Annotated in this window: 18 protein-coding genes and 3 tRNA genes; 6 read left to right on the top strand and 15 right to left on the bottom strand. The window is 59.9% G+C overall.

The window, feature by feature from the left end:
• Positions 1-44: 44 nt before the first annotated feature.
• The gene (locus DFP86_RS03640) at positions 45-953 is read right to left on the bottom strand and encodes a recombination-associated protein RdgC (RefSeq protein WP_133678638.1); all 909 of its coding nucleotides are present in this window, start codon (positions 951-953) and stop codon (positions 45-47) included.
• Positions 954-1044: 91 nt separating this feature from the next.
• Between DFP86_RS03640 and DFP86_RS03635 the strand changes: the two genes are divergently transcribed.
• The 3 genes from DFP86_RS03635 to DFP86_RS03625 all read left to right on the top strand — a co-directional run bounded on the left by DFP86_RS03635 (position 1045) and on the right by DFP86_RS03625 (position 1398).
• Positions 1045-1121: transfer RNA gene (locus DFP86_RS03635), tRNA-Pro, on the top strand.
• Between the two features lie 63 nt (positions 1122-1184).
• Positions 1185-1261: transfer RNA gene (locus DFP86_RS03630), tRNA-Pro, on the top strand.
• A gap of 61 nt (positions 1262-1322) precedes the next feature.
• A tRNA-Thr gene (locus tag DFP86_RS03625) sits at positions 1323-1398 on the top strand.
• Between the two features lie 230 nt (positions 1399-1628).
• Here DFP86_RS03625 and DFP86_RS03620 read toward each other — a convergent pair.
• Genes DFP86_RS03620 through DFP86_RS03605 form a run of 5 tightly spaced genes read right to left on the bottom strand, consistent with a single transcriptional unit; the run spans position 1629 to position 3734 of the window.
• Positions 1629-2213 carry a lipase family protein gene (locus DFP86_RS03620; protein ID WP_133678637.1) on the bottom strand — a complete coding sequence of 195 codons (585 nt, stop codon included), beginning with the start codon at positions 2211-2213 and terminating at the stop codon, positions 1629-1631.
• Complete coding sequence (locus DFP86_RS19230; RefSeq protein WP_166642137.1) at positions 2210-2365, bottom strand: hypothetical protein; 156 nt, start codon at positions 2363-2365, stop codon at positions 2210-2212. Before DFP86_RS19230 ends, DFP86_RS03620 begins: the two co-directional genes overlap by 4 nt.
• Complete coding sequence (locus tag DFP86_RS03615) at positions 2352-2735, bottom strand: hypothetical protein (RefSeq protein ID WP_133678636.1); 384 nt, start codon at positions 2733-2735, stop codon at positions 2352-2354. Before DFP86_RS03615 ends, DFP86_RS19230 begins: the two co-directional genes overlap by 14 nt.
• Complete coding sequence (locus DFP86_RS03610) at positions 2732-3124, bottom strand: hypothetical protein (protein ID WP_133678635.1); 393 nt, start codon at positions 3122-3124, stop codon at positions 2732-2734. Before DFP86_RS03610 ends, DFP86_RS03615 begins: the two co-directional genes overlap by 4 nt.
• Before the next feature lie 7 nt (positions 3125-3131).
• Positions 3132-3734 carry a phospholipase D-like domain-containing protein gene (locus tag DFP86_RS03605; protein ID WP_133678634.1) on the bottom strand — a complete coding sequence of 201 codons (603 nt, stop codon included), beginning with the start codon at positions 3732-3734 and terminating at the stop codon, positions 3132-3134.
• Positions 3735-3854: 120 nt separating this feature from the next.
• Between DFP86_RS03605 and DFP86_RS03600 the strand changes: the two genes are divergently transcribed.
• Both DFP86_RS03600 and DFP86_RS03595 read left to right on the top strand, forming a co-directional pair.
• Positions 3855-4064, top strand: coding sequence for a type II toxin-antitoxin system HicA family toxin (locus DFP86_RS03600; protein ID WP_243729298.1), 210 nt, complete (start codon positions 3855-3857; stop codon positions 4062-4064).
• A 58-nt stretch (positions 4065-4122) separates the two neighbouring features.
• A complete protein-coding gene (locus tag DFP86_RS03595; protein WP_133678632.1) occupies positions 4123-4542 on the top strand; it encodes a type II toxin-antitoxin system HicB family antitoxin in 420 nt (139 codons plus the stop codon).
• Here the strand turns inward: DFP86_RS03595 and DFP86_RS03590 are convergent, their stop codons facing one another.
• From DFP86_RS03590 to DFP86_RS03565, 6 genes are all read right to left on the bottom strand, one after another.
• Positions 4543-5178: a glycoside hydrolase family 19 protein gene (locus DFP86_RS03590; RefSeq protein WP_133678631.1), complete on the bottom strand. Its 636-nt coding sequence runs from the start codon at positions 5176-5178 to the stop codon at positions 4543-4545.
• Positions 5175-5354 (bottom strand): hypothetical protein, encoded by a 180-nt coding sequence (locus DFP86_RS03585; protein ID WP_133678630.1) that lies wholly within the window; start codon positions 5352-5354, stop codon positions 5175-5177. The genes DFP86_RS03590 and DFP86_RS03585 overlap by 4 nt, the downstream gene beginning before the upstream one ends.
• A 64-nt stretch (positions 5355-5418) precedes the next feature.
• Positions 5419-5883 (bottom strand): hypothetical protein, encoded by a 465-nt coding sequence (locus tag DFP86_RS03580; RefSeq protein ID WP_133678629.1) that lies wholly within the window; start codon positions 5881-5883, stop codon positions 5419-5421.
• Positions 5884-5891: 8 nt separating this feature from the next.
• Positions 5892-7142 (bottom strand): tail fiber protein, encoded by a 1251-nt coding sequence (locus DFP86_RS03575; RefSeq protein WP_208108207.1) that lies wholly within the window; start codon positions 7140-7142, stop codon positions 5892-5894.
• A gap of 3 nt (positions 7143-7145) precedes the next feature.
• Positions 7146-10055 (bottom strand): phage tail protein, encoded by a 2910-nt coding sequence (locus DFP86_RS03570; protein ID WP_133678628.1) that lies wholly within the window; start codon positions 10053-10055, stop codon positions 7146-7148.
• Positions 10056-10058: 3 nt separating this feature from the next.
• A complete protein-coding gene (locus DFP86_RS03565; RefSeq protein ID WP_243729295.1) occupies positions 10059-10463 on the bottom strand; it encodes an NlpC/P60 family protein in 405 nt (134 codons plus the stop codon).
• Positions 10464-10564: 101 nt separating this feature from the next.
• On the opposite strand from DFP86_RS03565, the gene DFP86_RS03560 reads away from it, so the two are divergent.
• The gene (locus DFP86_RS03560) at positions 10565-11005 is read left to right on the top strand and encodes a hypothetical protein (RefSeq protein WP_133678626.1); all 441 of its coding nucleotides are present in this window, start codon (positions 10565-10567) and stop codon (positions 11003-11005) included.
• On the opposite strand, the gene DFP86_RS03555 is transcribed toward DFP86_RS03560, so the two are convergent.
• Genes DFP86_RS03555 through DFP86_RS03545 form a run of 3 tightly spaced genes read right to left on the bottom strand, consistent with a single transcriptional unit; the run spans position 10977 to position 14913 of the window.
• The gene (locus tag DFP86_RS03555; protein ID WP_133678625.1) at positions 10977-11828 is read right to left on the bottom strand and encodes a DUF2163 domain-containing protein; all 852 of its coding nucleotides are present in this window, start codon (positions 11826-11828) and stop codon (positions 10977-10979) included. The genes DFP86_RS03560 and DFP86_RS03555 overlap by 29 nt on opposite strands.
• Complete coding sequence (locus tag DFP86_RS03550; RefSeq protein WP_133678624.1) at positions 11825-12424, bottom strand: DUF2460 domain-containing protein; 600 nt, start codon at positions 12422-12424, stop codon at positions 11825-11827. The genes DFP86_RS03555 and DFP86_RS03550 overlap by 4 nt, the downstream gene beginning before the upstream one ends.
• Complete coding sequence (locus DFP86_RS03545; RefSeq protein WP_133678623.1) at positions 12421-14913, bottom strand: hypothetical protein; 2493 nt, start codon at positions 14911-14913, stop codon at positions 12421-12423. The genes DFP86_RS03550 and DFP86_RS03545 overlap by 4 nt, the downstream gene beginning before the upstream one ends.
• Positions 14914-14940 lie beyond the last annotated feature (27 nt).

Genomic DNA, 14940 nt, shown 5'->3' with positions numbered 1-14940 from the left:
AGCGCGTAGGGCGCGTTCGCGTAGCAACGCGCCAACCCGCCCTGTTAAGCCGGTTCGCCTTCCAGGCCGCCTAGCGCTTCGACCAGTGCGTCGACCAAGTCGCACAGCTCCTCGCTCATTAGCGTGAAGGTGGCCTCGAACAGGCTCTCGCTGTCGTCGCCGGCATGGCTGGCCTCGTCCTGGATGACGTCGAGGAACTGGATACGCTTGAGTTGCAGCGTATCGGTCAGCACAAAGCGCACGCGTTCCTTCCAGATCAGGCCGAGCCGAGTCGCCTGCTTACCGGTGGCGATATGCTGGCGGATCTCGTCGGCCGTCAGATCCATGCGTACGCAGCGAACGACGGCGCCGTTCTCGCTGTTGTCCTTGAGCTCGCACTCCGCATCCAGTTCGAAGCCGGCTGGCGCTTCACCCGCCGCCAGCCAGTCGGTCATGGCGGTATGCGGAGCGATGGCGGTGCGCGGCAACGCGGCCGGGAACGGGGGCAGGGCCTCGCGTAGTTTGCTGACCAGCGCTTCGGCTTTGCCTGCGGTGCCCGAATCGACCATCAGCCAGCGTCGGCCGGTGTCGAGATAGGCGGACAGTCGGCTTGCGCGGGTAAAAGCGCGCGGCAGCAAGTCGTCGGTGATCTGTTCCTTGAGCGCCTGCTTTTCCTTACGGCCGACCTTGCGATGCTCCGCCGCCTCGATTTCCGCGGCCTTGAGTTCGACGAAGTCTCGGATCACCGCACCTGGCAACACCTTGTCCTCGCGCTTGAGCGAGACGAGCAGCCGCGCACGCGCGCTAAAGACGGGCGTGTCGAGGTGGTTGGCCGGCGGAACCCAGCCTTCGCTGAACCAGTCGAGACCGGTACAGGGCTGAAACGGGGTCTTTTCGAGAGCCGCGGATAGCTGTTCCTTATCCGGGGTGGATTGTTCGTTCAAACGATAAAATGAGAGTTGCTTAAACCACATAATTGTTTCATAATGCGCGTCCTCTGGGAGCTGGATTGTACCGCAGAAAGCGCGGTTGTCATCAGGTTTCTTAGAGAAGTATTTTTGGCGGCGGGGTGTAGCTTAGCCTGGTAGAGCGCTACGTTCGGGACGTAGAGGCCGGAGGTTCGAATCCTCTCACCCCGACCAAAAAATACTTGTAAAAAGGCACGAAATGCTGTAAATTGCGTGTCTCTTGCAGAAAGCAAGAAACGGGGTGTAGCTTAGCCTGGTAGAGCGCTACGTTCGGGACGTAGAGGCCGGAGGTTCGAATCCTCTCACCCCGACCAGGATTCAAAAAAGCCTTGATCAAGCAGATGCGCGTTCAAGGCTTTTTTAACAGATTGGTTTGCCGGTATAGCTCAGTTGGTAGAGCAGCGCATTCGTAATGCGAAGGTCGGGGGTTCGACTCCTCTTACCGGCACCATTAGCACCAATAAAATCAGTGGCTTACGATGAGTTTGGCGTAAATTTGGCGTAACGACTGATTTATCCACAGGAGAGCCTGCTATTTAGCGGGCTCTTCCGTTTCTTGCTGAGCTGATCTCGCTGGCATAATTTTGATCATGAAGACAGCCGGTGATGATCATGTGCTCAGCAATCGAGTTCCGAGGCGTCCCTCTGAAAGCAAAACAAGCCACGCAGTAGCGGGGTCTTCTACACCGGAAACGCCGCAATCACCCGATCAATGAAGTGGTCTTCCACGTTCGGAATTGGCACCGATGCCTTGCCGATCGCCATCAGTTCCCCCGGGTGCTGCCAGTCCTCAGTTATCCGCGGCACCAGCGGCACGACATCTTCCCCATTCCGATAGAGATAGAGCGCGACGCCGTGCAGTTTGAACAGCGCTGCGAGTGTGCCGTCGGCGCTCACGCGCGGTGGCTCGAACGCATACACGGCCGCCGGCGGCTTTCCGGCGAGGCAAAGTTGCGCGGCATACAGCAGCGCCAGCGCGGCGCCCTCCGAATGACCCAGCGTTACCGGAACGCCCTCGAGCGCCAGCAGCGGCCCGGCTATCTCCTGGAACGCCCGCCAGAATCCGGTATGCAGCCGCCCCATGTCCGGCACATCGATCGCCTCGGCGTCGAGGTCGGCCAGCCAACACGCTAGGTTGTTTGTCCCCGGAAAACCGACCGCGCCCCCTGAAAAAATGACAGCGCGCGCGGCGCTGTCCGGATTCCCGATGCTGGGCGCCGTGGTGTAGGCCTGCTGCGCCAGCACCGCATAGTCGCGGGGCGTCACTTCTGAGCCGCCTGGGTGCGTACCCATGCTTGCAGCCAGGCAAGCCGATCGGCAGTGACGTGGCAACGGCCGTAGTTGTCGGTCACCACCCCCAGTGCATCGTTTGCAGTTGCACCAACCGGCAGAGGCCGGAGGCCTTCACTCGGCTGCATCAGCTGCGCCGGCGGAAGCGGCAAGCTGCCCAGCGGCTGCGGCGTTGTGGATGCGCACCCAGCCAGCAGACAGGACGCAAGAATTGGGATTGCTCGCCACATAGCGGGTTACCTCCTTGGTGATGGTTCGATAGACGGTTTGTGTGTGCGCAGCCGTGGCCGTGGCGCTGGCGTCGACGTGCTGTGTGACGGCGTCTTGCCGCTGGATCAGCACCAGACGCGCCTTGTCCTGCAAGTCGGCCTGGCGTGCTGTGTCGCGCTGAGCCGCCAAGTTGCGCATTTCCCAACCCAGCAGCACCAGAGCGGCCAGCAGTACCACAGTCGCGATTTCACGCCAGTACCGGCGCAGGAAGGCGAGTAGGGCGATCATTTCGGTTGCTCCGCCACAGCCTCGACAACCGGCGCCACGGCCTTGGCCACGTCGACCAGTTCGGCGGCGACAGGCGAGGTGGCGGCGATGGCGGTGGCAACGACCGGCGCGACTTCTTGCGCGATGGCAGCGACCGGCGGCATGGGTGGAGGGGCGCGGGTCAGTGCCGGCAACTCGAACGGCTCTGCACTCGGCGCGGGCGCCGGATCCTTCGGTACAGGCTGCAGGCTGGTGACGGCGTGATAGCCGATCAGCCAGACTAGGATGTCCTTCAGCGCGCTGACGAGATCGGCGCCGGCGCCAGATGTGGCCTGCCCGGTGAGGATCAGGCCAAACCAGAGCAGCAGGATGCCGGCGACGCCGGCGAGTTTCGGGTCGATTCTTTGCATGTTTTCCTCACTTGGTTTGTTGGCGCTGGGCCGCGACGTGCTCGGCCAGCAGTTCGGCCTGGAAGCGGGCGACAGCGTCCGGGCAGGTGAAAATGGTTTGGGTGTTGTTCTGCGCCTTGTAGCCCGGGCCGCCGGGTTGGCCCTTCACAACGAACGTGCCTTCGCCGGAATTGCTCCAGTTTGTCGAGCCCTCGCCGCCGACCTTTCCGTCGGCAACAAAGCCCTTGGTGTGGCTGATCTGGTGGGTGGCGCTCTGGCCGATGACGAAATGCGAGTTGAAGCCGATCGGGTCTTTGGCTGCGTCGGAGTCGAGCAGGCGCTTTTCATGCACGCCGCCGGCCTGCGACTTGTCGAGCGTGATCAGGCAGGTAATCGACGGGTCGTGGACGATACCCATGATCAGCTCGTTCAGCTCGTCGTCGTCATAGCCGAACATGTTGAGGTAGAGGCTGACGGTGACGCGGCTCAGAACGTGTTTCAGGATCTCGTGCACGTCGTCGCGGCCAACGAAAAACAGGTGAAAGTCCTTCGAGGCGGTCGGCGAGAACGAGCCCTCTTTGGTGTATTGCGCAAGGTCGACCAAGTCGAAGGTTTGCAGGGTGTTGCCCATGTGGCGATCTCCAGAAAGTGAAACGCCCGGGCGAGCCGGGCGATGAGGTGATGTGCGAAAACGCAACGGTAATCAAAAATGATTACTTTTGGCTTGCCGTGGTAAGCATATTTGTTTACCATGGACTCATGTTCAACGAAGGAAGGGGGTGCGGTGAAACAGAGTGAGTTTGTTAGGTGGCTCAAGTCACAAGGGGTCGAGATCAGGGAAGGCAGTAAGCACTTGAAGCTCTACCTCAACGGACAACAAACCACCCTCCCGAGACATCCGGCCAGCGAGCTTAAGCAACCACTGGTCGAGGGAGTTAAAAAGCAGCTCAAGCTCAAGTAGGAAACAGCCGGCCCCTCGGGGCTGGCTTTCACCGCACCCCGATTGAGAGGATCGAGATATGCGTTATCCCGCGCGATTTGAGCCGGTGGCCGAAGGCGGCTTTGTGGCTACGTTCCGCGACATCCCGGAGGCGATCACCCAGGGTGAAACCGTGGAAGAAACCGCCGCCATGGCTGCCGATGCCCTGGTCACCGCGATGGACTTCTATTTCGAAGACCGCCGCGCTGTGCCGGCACCGTCCAAGGCAGAAGCCGGCGAACAGTTTGTCGAGTTGCCGCCCAGCATCGCCGCCAAGGTGCTGCTGCTGAATGAACTTGTGGCCCAGGGAATCAGCAACGTCGAGCTGGCGAGCCGGATGCACACGACAAAGCAGGAAGTCGGTCGCATCGTCGACCTCGCGCACACCACCAAGATCGACACGCTCGCCGCGGCGCTGTCTGCAGTAGGGCGCCGGCTCGACATTCGACTGGCGAAATAGCTAGGCCGCCAGTAGCTTTGTTGCAGCGCCGTACAGTGCCAGACGTTGCGGGTAGCCGTTGATGCGCTTTGGGTCGGCATCTTTGTTGCCGGCGTTGATCACGCCAGAAACGCCGCGAATGTCCCCGGCATCCGCCAGAGGCAGGCACCCATTGGTCACGAAGTACCAGGCACCAGAAAGCGCGGCGTTCGCCGGCTGCTCCAGCAGCTCAGGATGCGCGATCAGGTCAAGGCCTAGATCCTTGCCACATGCTGCATAGCCCTGCCGGCCGGTGATCTGAATCAGTCCACGGCCACGGAATACCCAGCCGTCGCCGCTAGCCTCGTCACCGTTGCCCATCCGGCCGGCGTAGGCTCGCGCGCCGATCTTCTGCGGCTGGCGAGCGTACTGCGCGGCCTCAGCTTGGTCGAAGTGCGTCGGGAAAGTGGCTAGCAAGCCGGTTGCTGAGTAGTTGAGGTTTTCGCTCAGCGCCAATAGTCCGGCCGACTCGACCCCAACCTGAGACAGAAACGCCGCGATTCGACGCGGCGTATTGATCAGGTATTTGGTGCAGGCGTCGGATAGAGCCTGTTGCCATTGTTGCGCTCGTGCCGGCGGGCAGCCGGTGGCGGCGCAGATGAGTTTGGTATCGATCATTGCGGTGTCTTCCCGTGAAATACCCCCCAAATCATGGCCAAGCCAGCGGCTAGCCCGACCCCCCATTTCAGCATGCGCCCCATGAAATTCAGCATTCGGATGGCGCGGTGCGCCGAGTCCCAGGTGTCCAGCATCTCTTCCAGTTTGCGTTTTTGCTCTTCGGTCAGGTCACTCACGATCAGCCCCCTTCAGGCATGAAAAAGCCGCCCTGAGGCGGCTGAATTGGTTTGCCCGTGTGGGCTAGGTATTGGCTGGGTACGGCGCGTCGGGCAGTGAATCGGGGATCGAGTCCGGCTTTGGCTGGCTTAAAATCGCTCGAAGTTTCCGGCGCATCTCGACATACGTGACGACGTCAGGTGCCGTCCAAGTCGTGAGGCCAAGTGCTACAGCCTCGGCAACTCGGTGCATCGTGGTATCGGATGCATCAAGCTTCGTCTTGGCCTGTTTTTGGAACTGCGCCCACAGATCAGTTTGGGTCTGAGCCGGGGGCGCGGGGGGCGGATCGACTGGGACAGCTTCGAGGCGCCAGCTTTGGCTGTCGGTCATCCAGATGGCGCGTTGGCCGGCGGGAATCGTCGGCGGCGCAGTCTGAACCGCTCCGGCAGGGATCAAAAAGACGCCCGGCTCGAGCGGCGACTCATGAGCCACCGTCTCGCCGGCATAGACGCCGGCCGCATCGCATTGGTACACGGTTTTTGTGTTCATGGTTGGGCCTAGTATTTGATGAAGAAGTTGACGGCCAGGTTTTTCATGCGCGTTTCAGCGGCGCCGGAATATGAGGCGGAAATGCTGGTCGTGCTTGAGGTTGTACCAAACGCCTGGCCTTGGTTGTTGTACAGGGCTGCAGTCCCAACTCCAGAATAGGTAGAGGAGGCTGACACGGTAAACTTGCCGCCGTTTGGGTAAGTGCCCGACCCGTTGTTACCGATCTGGGTGTTGTTGGTAACAATCCCCGAGTGCGCGTGCCCAGGATCGCTCACACCGACAGAGTGCGATGCAATCGCGTCGGCTTGATAGCTACCCAGCGTGCGCCCAGAGTCCAATCCCCGACTACCATCGACGCCACGCAAGGCCACTCCGCGAGCATCTGGCACGTTGAAGGTCGTGCTGCCGTCGCCAGCGCCAAAGGTCGTACCGATGGCCGCAAACAGCGAAGAATAGGCCGCACGCGATACGGCCGACCCATCACAGGCTAGATAGCCGGTCGGAGGGCTCGCACAGGCACTGCTGATGATGGTGCCGGTAGGGTTGCCGGCACCGCCCAACCCAAACGAATAGAAGTTTGCCCCATCGAAAAGAATGCTGCCGCCCTGGCCAGCATTCAGTTGAACGGACGCCGCGCCGTCGATTGTCCCACTGGTCGGTGTGAAGGTAATCACCCCGGAGCCGACATTTTTGATGTTTGCCCACCACCCGGCGCCTAGCGTGGCCGACAACGAAGCTGAGAACGAACCGTTGAATTTCAACGTCCGGCCCAAGTCGGTTGTCTGCGCGCTATATGCGCTGGTGATGACACTGCCAGAAAGCGAGCGCTCCGGCGGTGCTGTCACGCAGCGCACATCGGTAATCATGCCGCTTGTGATGGCCTGCACGCCGACCGCGAGCAATACCTGGGCGACCGGGAACTTGCCTTGTGGGATTGCTGGCGCCGACGGCGAGGCGGCCTCGGATCCTGACACCACTGACACTTGCCCGGTGTAGATGTCGCAAACCACCAGGTCTATACGTGGGTTGCTGACCGGCGCGCTTATCTGCGACGTTGTTTGCAGGCTCTGCGTGGTGACGTTGATACCGTCGAACACATAGCCAGGGTCGACCGCCATCGTCATATTCGGCGATGCCGCCGCATGCGGGGCGAACATCTGCCCGTTGCGCGCCAGCACAGCAAAATTGGTATCGATCGAGGCCTTGTAGGTGGCCGAATCTTGCGTGGTGAAGTTGGTTTGATTGAATGCTGCGACCATAAATTACACTCCATCGGCGGACCAGGTTGCGGTGCCGCCTACATCGGTGTCGGTGGTATCGAAGACCTTGATCGTCATCGAAGCGGTGGAAACAGTGGTGACAACGGCCATCAGGCCAGTACCACCGATGGTCGTTGCCTGCGGTATCGGCTTCATGTGGTACTGACGTGCGAACGCGATCGTTACGCCGCCAACCGGGACGGTAACCTGTCCGGACTGCGAAATTTGCTCACCGTCTACTGTCGGGGAAAAGCCGGTGATGACCGGCAGCCCGACCGTTGAGTCGGCTGCGATGCGCAATTTGATGTAGCGGCATGTCAGCGTACCGATTGTCCACGGCGTGAAGCCGCCGTACTGGCCGGTCGACGTGCGTGTATCGATCTGTAGACCTGGTGCGGCGATACCAGGGGCTCCGGGGCCGAGAACTGAGACGATATCACCGTGAATTCGCACTGGACCGTCGCTGCCAAGGTCAATCTCTGGCGCCTGATAGGTGCAAAGCGGGTAGGGGTTTGGCACGTAACTGTCGAACGTGCTCCAACCATCGTTTGCCGCGACCCCCTGGCTTTGCGGTACCAGCTTGCCCGTCCAGTGATAGACAAAATTGCTCACCTGGCCAGCCGTGAAACGAGATAGCCAATCCGGGTCCTGCTGCATCTTGGCTAGCAGGGAATTGACGTTCTGCATGGCGAACTGGAACGTTGCCGGTGTGGCCGAATACACGCCCGATGTGTCCACCGCGCAGATCATCAACACCCAACTGCCAGGTGGCAACGTGGCGGTAGTGATTAGCGTGCCGGCGGTGGCCTGCGTCACTGGCGTGCCATGTGCCCATACAGCATCACCGGCCGGGGCGTACCGGATGTCGTAGCCCGCAATGTTCCCGATCGAGCTGAGGCTGTTCCACTGCATCACCACCACGTTGCCATTCTGGCTAGCTGTAAACCCGGTGACGTTCGGCGGCCGGGAGATACTGCCGCCGACGACATAGGGGTAGGCTGTGCAATCCGCTAGGCTCTGCTCGCCACCGCCGTACAGATTGAAGGCGGTGAACTTCAGATAGATCGTCGAGCCGAGCAGCTTGCGGTCGTATGCGTACTTGAACACCGACGCATCCAGGCGCACGAAGTTTTCGCCTGCAGCGTGCGCGCCGGACTTGCTGTTGTAGATGCCCCGACGCAGGTATGACAGCGAATACCGATTGACGCCGGTCAGCGTGGCCGTTTGGTAGCTGATCAGCTCCGAGCCGACAAGGCAGAGGGTGTTGAACCGATCGGCGTCCGCCTGCGTGCCAGAAATGAGCTGACCATTGCTGACGCTCAGATCGATAGCCAGCGCGTTCGACGTGTCAGGGTCGGTGCCAGTCGCCAGCGAAGCAGACAACACCCCGTGGCGCGCCGACCCGTGAATGGCGCCCACTTTGACGTAGGTGTTGCCATCCTCGGAAACCCACACATTACAGCCCCCAAAGTTCGATCCGCCTGAAACGGCGGCCCAGACTTCGAATCCCGAGGCGGTCATGACGCCCGGCGCATCAAAGATGACCGGTTGATTAACCGACCCCGGCGGCGTGTTCAGATTCGTGGCGTAGCTCGAGCCGCCTTGTACCGCATTGAGTGATGGCGTCGAGACATGATCGGGGAAGTCTTCCGCCGTGAAGGTGAGGTCGCCGGTGTCGTTGTCCTCGTCGATTTCGGTGATCCGCACCGGGTATTTGTTCAGACCGAGAAAGGCATCATTGATTGTCACCACATCCATCGGTTCCAGCAGGATGTAGCGCCAGCCAAGTTTGAACTGGTAGGTGTTTCGCACATAGCACGACCGCTGCAATGCAAACTGCGCCGCCTGCTGCGCGATCGCTGCCGACGTGATCATGTGCATCTGCATCGTCGGGCTCGGTCGCAGACCGAACAGATCGATATTGGCCTGATCCTGCGCCGTGACGGTTGCGGCATTGTATTGGTTCGTGCGGTCAAGGTATTCGACCGTCACAGAGTTGTAGGCGTCAGCCGAGTTGCCGCGGTTCATGACAACCGGGTCGGTGCTGCCATCATCCAGAAAATCATCGTCCGTTAGGTCGTAGGCTGGTGCCACACTCGGCGTGAAGGTAACGCCATTGCCAGTGATAGGAACGTCCGCGTAAGGGACGATACGCAGCGATTCGGCGCCAGGAACGGCGGCCGAGCATGTCACGGTGCAGAGTTCGTCGATGAACTGGTGGGCCTCGGCTGCCGTGTCGAGCACCGGCGAAACCAGCAACCCGGCCGCTTTGGTGAAATTATCCCACGCTGTCTGGTCACCGATTTTCGAAGACGGGAACAATGCGCCATAGTAGCTGTTGGTCAAGAAATCTTGCATCACGGCTGCCGGCGGTGCGTCTTGGGACCCGGTGAAGCTATAGGCCAACGGGCCGAAAATTTCGAACGAGAAGTTCGGCAACGAAGTGTTGCTGCCCAGGTCGAAGTTGGCCGCAGCGATATAGGCCAGGCCGGAATAGCCGATGGCGAGCGATGGAAACGCGCTGGTCAGATAAGACCATGGCGCTTGCGGCGTAACGCCAGGGAAGACCGACAAGCCGTAGCTGCTGGTGCTGCCGACTGCCTTGCTGGCGTAGACGTTGCCAATGTTCTGGATTTGCCCCTCGGTCAGCCCCATTGCCCAAGATGTGCTGTAGGTGTAGCTCGTCGTTCCTCCGCCCCCACCACCACCGCCACCCTTGCCGCCACTTTGGCCACTCGACTGGTGCGCGTGCGACTGAAAATTTCCGTACCAGATCAAGTTGCCCGTTACCCGGTTTGTCCCCCACATCAGCGGCACGACCTTGCCAAAGCTGGAGGTTTGCACGCTCAGATCGGAGACGGCCGACGGCGTCTGGCTTTGCGGCGTCTTGGCACCACCGAAAAGTCCGCTCATGGGTTATTCCTTCCAAAGTGACCAATAGGTGACTTCCCGCTCCTTCGCGCCGCACCGCGCGAGCGCTGGCTGTGTAGCGTCGCCCATAACAACCATCTGTTCTGGCCGGTATGCGTGAATGATCAGCGGGTAATCAACGACGATGGCGCCATGGGAAAAACAGTGGCCGAACTTCCAGACGATCAGATCCCCAGGTTTCGGCGCCTCGACTTGGTGTGCGTATTGAGTCACGTGCGACAGATAGCGCTCCTCTGAGCGATGCAGCATCCAGTCGGACGGGTAGTCATCCGGCTGAAAATCATCGATCAGTCCTACCTCCGAATAGACGGCGATCAGGATCTGCGCGCAGTCCACACCGGCACCCTTCACCCGGGCGGCATGGTGGTACGGCGTACGCAGCCATGTCATAGCCTCATCGACTACGCGTTGCCGCATGCTTGTACTTGCGCAATACATATGAGTACCAAATAAAATATGGTTTCTGAGGGAAAACCTAGAGAGGAGAAAGCATGTTGAAGCGAATCATTTGCAAGCGGCCGGCGGGTTATCCGTATGAAGAACTCTTCAGAGTCCCGCCGAATCGGGATATGAGCCTCTGCATTATTCCGGTTGATCCGGGGAAGATCCTCGACTTTGCGTATCAGATGCCGGGTTACCCAAACCCGTATAGACTTCCGCACCTACAAACCAAGAGTTTCGACTGGCTAGAAGTGCCGTTCGTGGAAGTAAATGCATCGGGTTGCGTAAAGTTCATCGATGGCAGGCATCGACCGCTGGTTCTCAGCGAACGAGGGTACCGAAGCATCCCTTACATCACCCTTCAGGTGCATGCCGAAACACTTCTTGATCAGGTCGGAACCGACCTGCAGATCCTGCTGGAAGAGTACGATCTGTCCGCGTTGAGCATTCCCCTGCTCGGGGCTACGTCGCCGTCTCCGGTACCGGAATGAATGGCATGGCACGCCAACGCGCGCCGTTGCCGAACTTGTTGATGCAAGTGGCCTGAGTGTGGTCGCAGCCGGGATAGAGTTTCATCGTGTCGCCGGCGGATACCGGGTAGGGCAGTGGTGCCGCCAGTAGCACCTGTCCGGAGGCATGCACCTTGATCGTCCGGCGTAGACCAGCATTCTGTCCGCCGGTGAATAGCGAGTATCCTTGGTTGAACCAACCATCAGGCTTACTGGTGGCAACCTTGACGGTACTGGCGGTCGACCCGGCGCCGGCTGTCGCACTGACGGCCACTGCCTCGCGATTCACCCCGCACCCCAGACCATATAGGCTGTTTGAGCAAGAGGCTTGATACAGATTGCGTGGCATGTTGATGTTGAGCAGATCGAGATACGACTTGACCGTCAACGCCGCGCTGGTGCGCGTTGCCGTGGCATCTGACACTCTGCCTGTGAACAGAATGATGGATCCTGCCGACGTGTCGCCCCAGGTGGCCATGAAAACCCGCTGCACGATGACGTCGGCGCTGTCGAATGCGCCGGTTGAAATCGCCTGAAGCATCGGAATGCCATTCACAAGATTGTTCACCCCAGCGTAGACATCGATCTCTATCGAGTTCACGGTCATCCCAGTCTGCAGTTTGGTGCCCTTACGCTGGATCTTCGCGTCTGTGGCCAGATAGGTGACACCGTTCATCTTGAGATTGATATCGGCATCGGTATACGTCAGTACCGTGCCGCTGATCAGTGTGAAGGTGTACAGATCGGCCATGAGGAACTGATTCGAGGCCAGCAAGACCCGTAGTTGCGCGCTCGCTTGTCTCATGGCTTCACCGTAATAAGTTGAACCTTGTTCAGACGCCAAAAGTTGTAGGCGAACTCTTCGAAATCGACCGTGTCCTGGGCGAAGCGCACCACCCAGTAGAACTGACCTGACCACGTCAGCGGAGCGCCGGCCGGCGGCGGACTGGCGAACTGGATCATTCCATTCGCTTGAACGGTGAAAGCGGAGGTCGCCGCTCCGCTGATCAAGATCGTTGGTGTGCCATTGATCGCCAGTACCGGTTCGACATATCCGCCAACGGCGCGCGCGAGCTGGAAAGTCGTGCTCGACCCATCACCGATGCCAAACTGCTGCGGGGCGCTTGCCGGGACGGTGTCATCACACTGATCGTCGAACAGGAAGGTATCGAACTGGCCGCCGCGGGCATTAAAAAAGCCCATCAGGGCTTGGAATTCGGCGTTTTTCTGGTCTCCTCGTAGAAACTCGTACTGCAGTTCGTAGGTGTAGCGTGGGTACGAGTAGAACTGCGCGCGCAGCTCGCGCCCGGAGGCCGTTTTCTGCACGCGCGTGTTCCATTCCGGTGTGCGCTTGACCGGCCACGCCAGGCCGGCCAAGACCGGATAGACCGCATTGCTCATCGAGCGAACCTCCGCTTTTGCTCTCGCATGACCTTGGTCAGTTGCGCCCCGTTCTGCGCAAATAGGCGCTGCACGCTCTGCGCGTCGACCGCGTGGACGTGCAAGTGCATGGCACCACTTCCACCACCCCCATTGGCCATATCGCGCACGGCGTCAGCCTGCGCGGCCGGCAGCACCATTTCGCGCTCGTGGAGTTGGGTCAGTGGGTTGATGCCGGCCGGGATGTCGAAACCGCCTCGAGCTGATGGAATAGATCCCTTGGCGCCCATGACCATCGCCATGGTCGACGCGAACACACCGGCCGCCATAGCCCAGCCCACAAAGGGAATGCTCGCTACCGATGCTGCCGCACCGGATGCGGCTTCGGCTGCGTTGGCGCTGACTACCCCAGTTGCTTCCACTCCCTTGGCAGAAACCACCGCAGTGGAACTCGTGGCCTGCAAAGTGGTGCGCACAGCCGTAGCACCTTCGGTCGCCCCGGTCATGCCCAGTTCAGAGGCCGCCCAGGCGACACCGCGCTTGATCGTCATGTTGACGAATTCGGCGATGATGTTCTGGCCGATATTGGATACAGCCTGCTGCAACGTCTGCGTACCCATGATCATGCCGGTGATCGACTTATCCATTGCTGAGGTGATCGGGGCCAGCATTTGCTCGGACTGCTTTTTCTGAGCCTGGGCGATCTGGTTGGCAGACTGCACAGATTGTGTAGCATGCTGCTTTTCCAGCAGGGCGATTTCGTCGAGCAGCTTTTGCTTAGCCAGCTTGTCGTCCTGGTAAAGCGCTAGCTTGTCCTGCAGTGCCTTCAGCTCGATCTGATACTCCAAATCCTTGAGCTGCTGGAGCGATTGCAGCTCCTGCACATCGCTGATCTCTCCCAAATCCTTCTTGGCTTGCACCGCCTCGCGCGCGGCGTCGACGTCAGCCTTGCCCAGCTTCTCTTTCTGCGCGATCGACTCGTCGTCGAGCTGGCGCTGCTGCTCGGCCTGTTGCTTGTGGATCTGGTAAAGCTCGTGCTGGATGGAACGGCGCTCGGCGACCTCTTGCTTGCTGTTACCCTTGATGAGCGCGAGCTTGGATTGCCAAAAGCTCTCTTCCATGTCCAGCGAGGACTTGAAATAGTCGCCCTCGGCCTCCTTCTTCTGCGTCAGCTCGTCGCGCCAGGCGGCCATGCGGTCGCTGCCGCCGCCCTTTTTCTTCCCCTTGTTGAAGTCGAGGTGCTTGTCTGCGCCATCTTCCGATGGCTGGGCGCCTTCTTCCGGCGTTTTCTTTTTGCCATTCCACACGTCCTTGACTTGGGCGTCAGCCGCGTTTTTGATTGCCACCATTTCGGCGGCACGGCGTTTGACAATGGCCGCGATCGCGTCAAACCCAGCGGCCATGTCTGCTTTTGCGCCGGCAAAGTCCAGGTGCAGCACATCGTTGGCTACCTTGCCAAATGTCTCGAAATTTTTTGCCCCGGCTTCGAGATAGCCGGCAATGAACTGGATGCACTCCAGTACGGCGAACTTGAAGGCGATAAACAAAGACTGCACGACTTTGACTGCACTGCCGAAGGCATCGAAATCGGCGGGAATCTTCTCGCCAAAGGCGGATGCCACAGCGGCCACCACTTCGGTGCAGACTTGGTTGTACAGTTCGCCAAGGGCTTTGACGATTTCCCATACACCGCCTACGGCGGTTTTTACGAGATCCATCGCTTTGCCGAATGCATCGGCCGCTCGCGGGCCGATCTCCCCAAGCCAGGAGCCGAGATCAACCAGTGAAGGCATCAGGGTGTTGCCGAGCTGAATTTCCAGCGACTCGGCGATCAGCCCCAGCTCGCGCTGTTCCTTGGCGTAGGCCTTGGTTTGTGCGACACCGTCCGGGCCGACAATGAGGTGTAGTCGCTCAGCCGTTTCCTGCGCTTCCTTCATCGCCGCGGCGTTTAGCTTCAGCACGCCTTGTACTTCTGCCCAGCCTCGCCCGTATACCTTCATCCCCGCGGTATTTCGCTCGGTGGCATTATGGATGCTGCCAAGCTTGGTATTTACGTCGGACATGATCTCGGTGATCGGCCGCAACGCGCCGGTGTGCGTGTCTTTGATCGATACGCCCAGCGTCTTGAATGCCGACTCGTTCGCCGACATTTGGCGGGTCAGCAGCATGGCTGCTTGGCGGTAGGTGTCGGTACTGACACCGACGCTATGCAGGCCCACAGCCAGAACCGATGCTTGCTGAGTCGTGATCCCAAGCTGGCGCGCCATGCCACCCGCCTGCATGTTCCAATCACTTGCGGCTTTCATTGCCGCCTTGAAAGCTGCACCGCCTGCAAGCACCGCTGAGAGCATGGCGAACTTGGACTGTACCGCCTCGAACAGCGAGCCCATGCGCTCGATCTGTCCCTTCATCGACTCGACGCCGATCTTGACCGCCTGACTGGCCTCCGTCATCGCGGCAACCGCGCCAGCGGCATTGCCGGTAATCTTTACTTCGACGTTATCTGACATGGCGGCTCACAAATGAGAAAACCCGCC

This window comes from Paludibacterium purpuratum, assembly GCF_004363805.1.
In the GTDB taxonomy this organism is placed as follows: Bacteria; Pseudomonadota; Gammaproteobacteria; order Burkholderiales; family Chromobacteriaceae; genus Paludibacterium; species Paludibacterium purpuratum.
The sequence above is the reverse complement of the archived record's forward strand: the minus strand, read 5'-3'. Positions and strand labels throughout refer to the sequence as shown.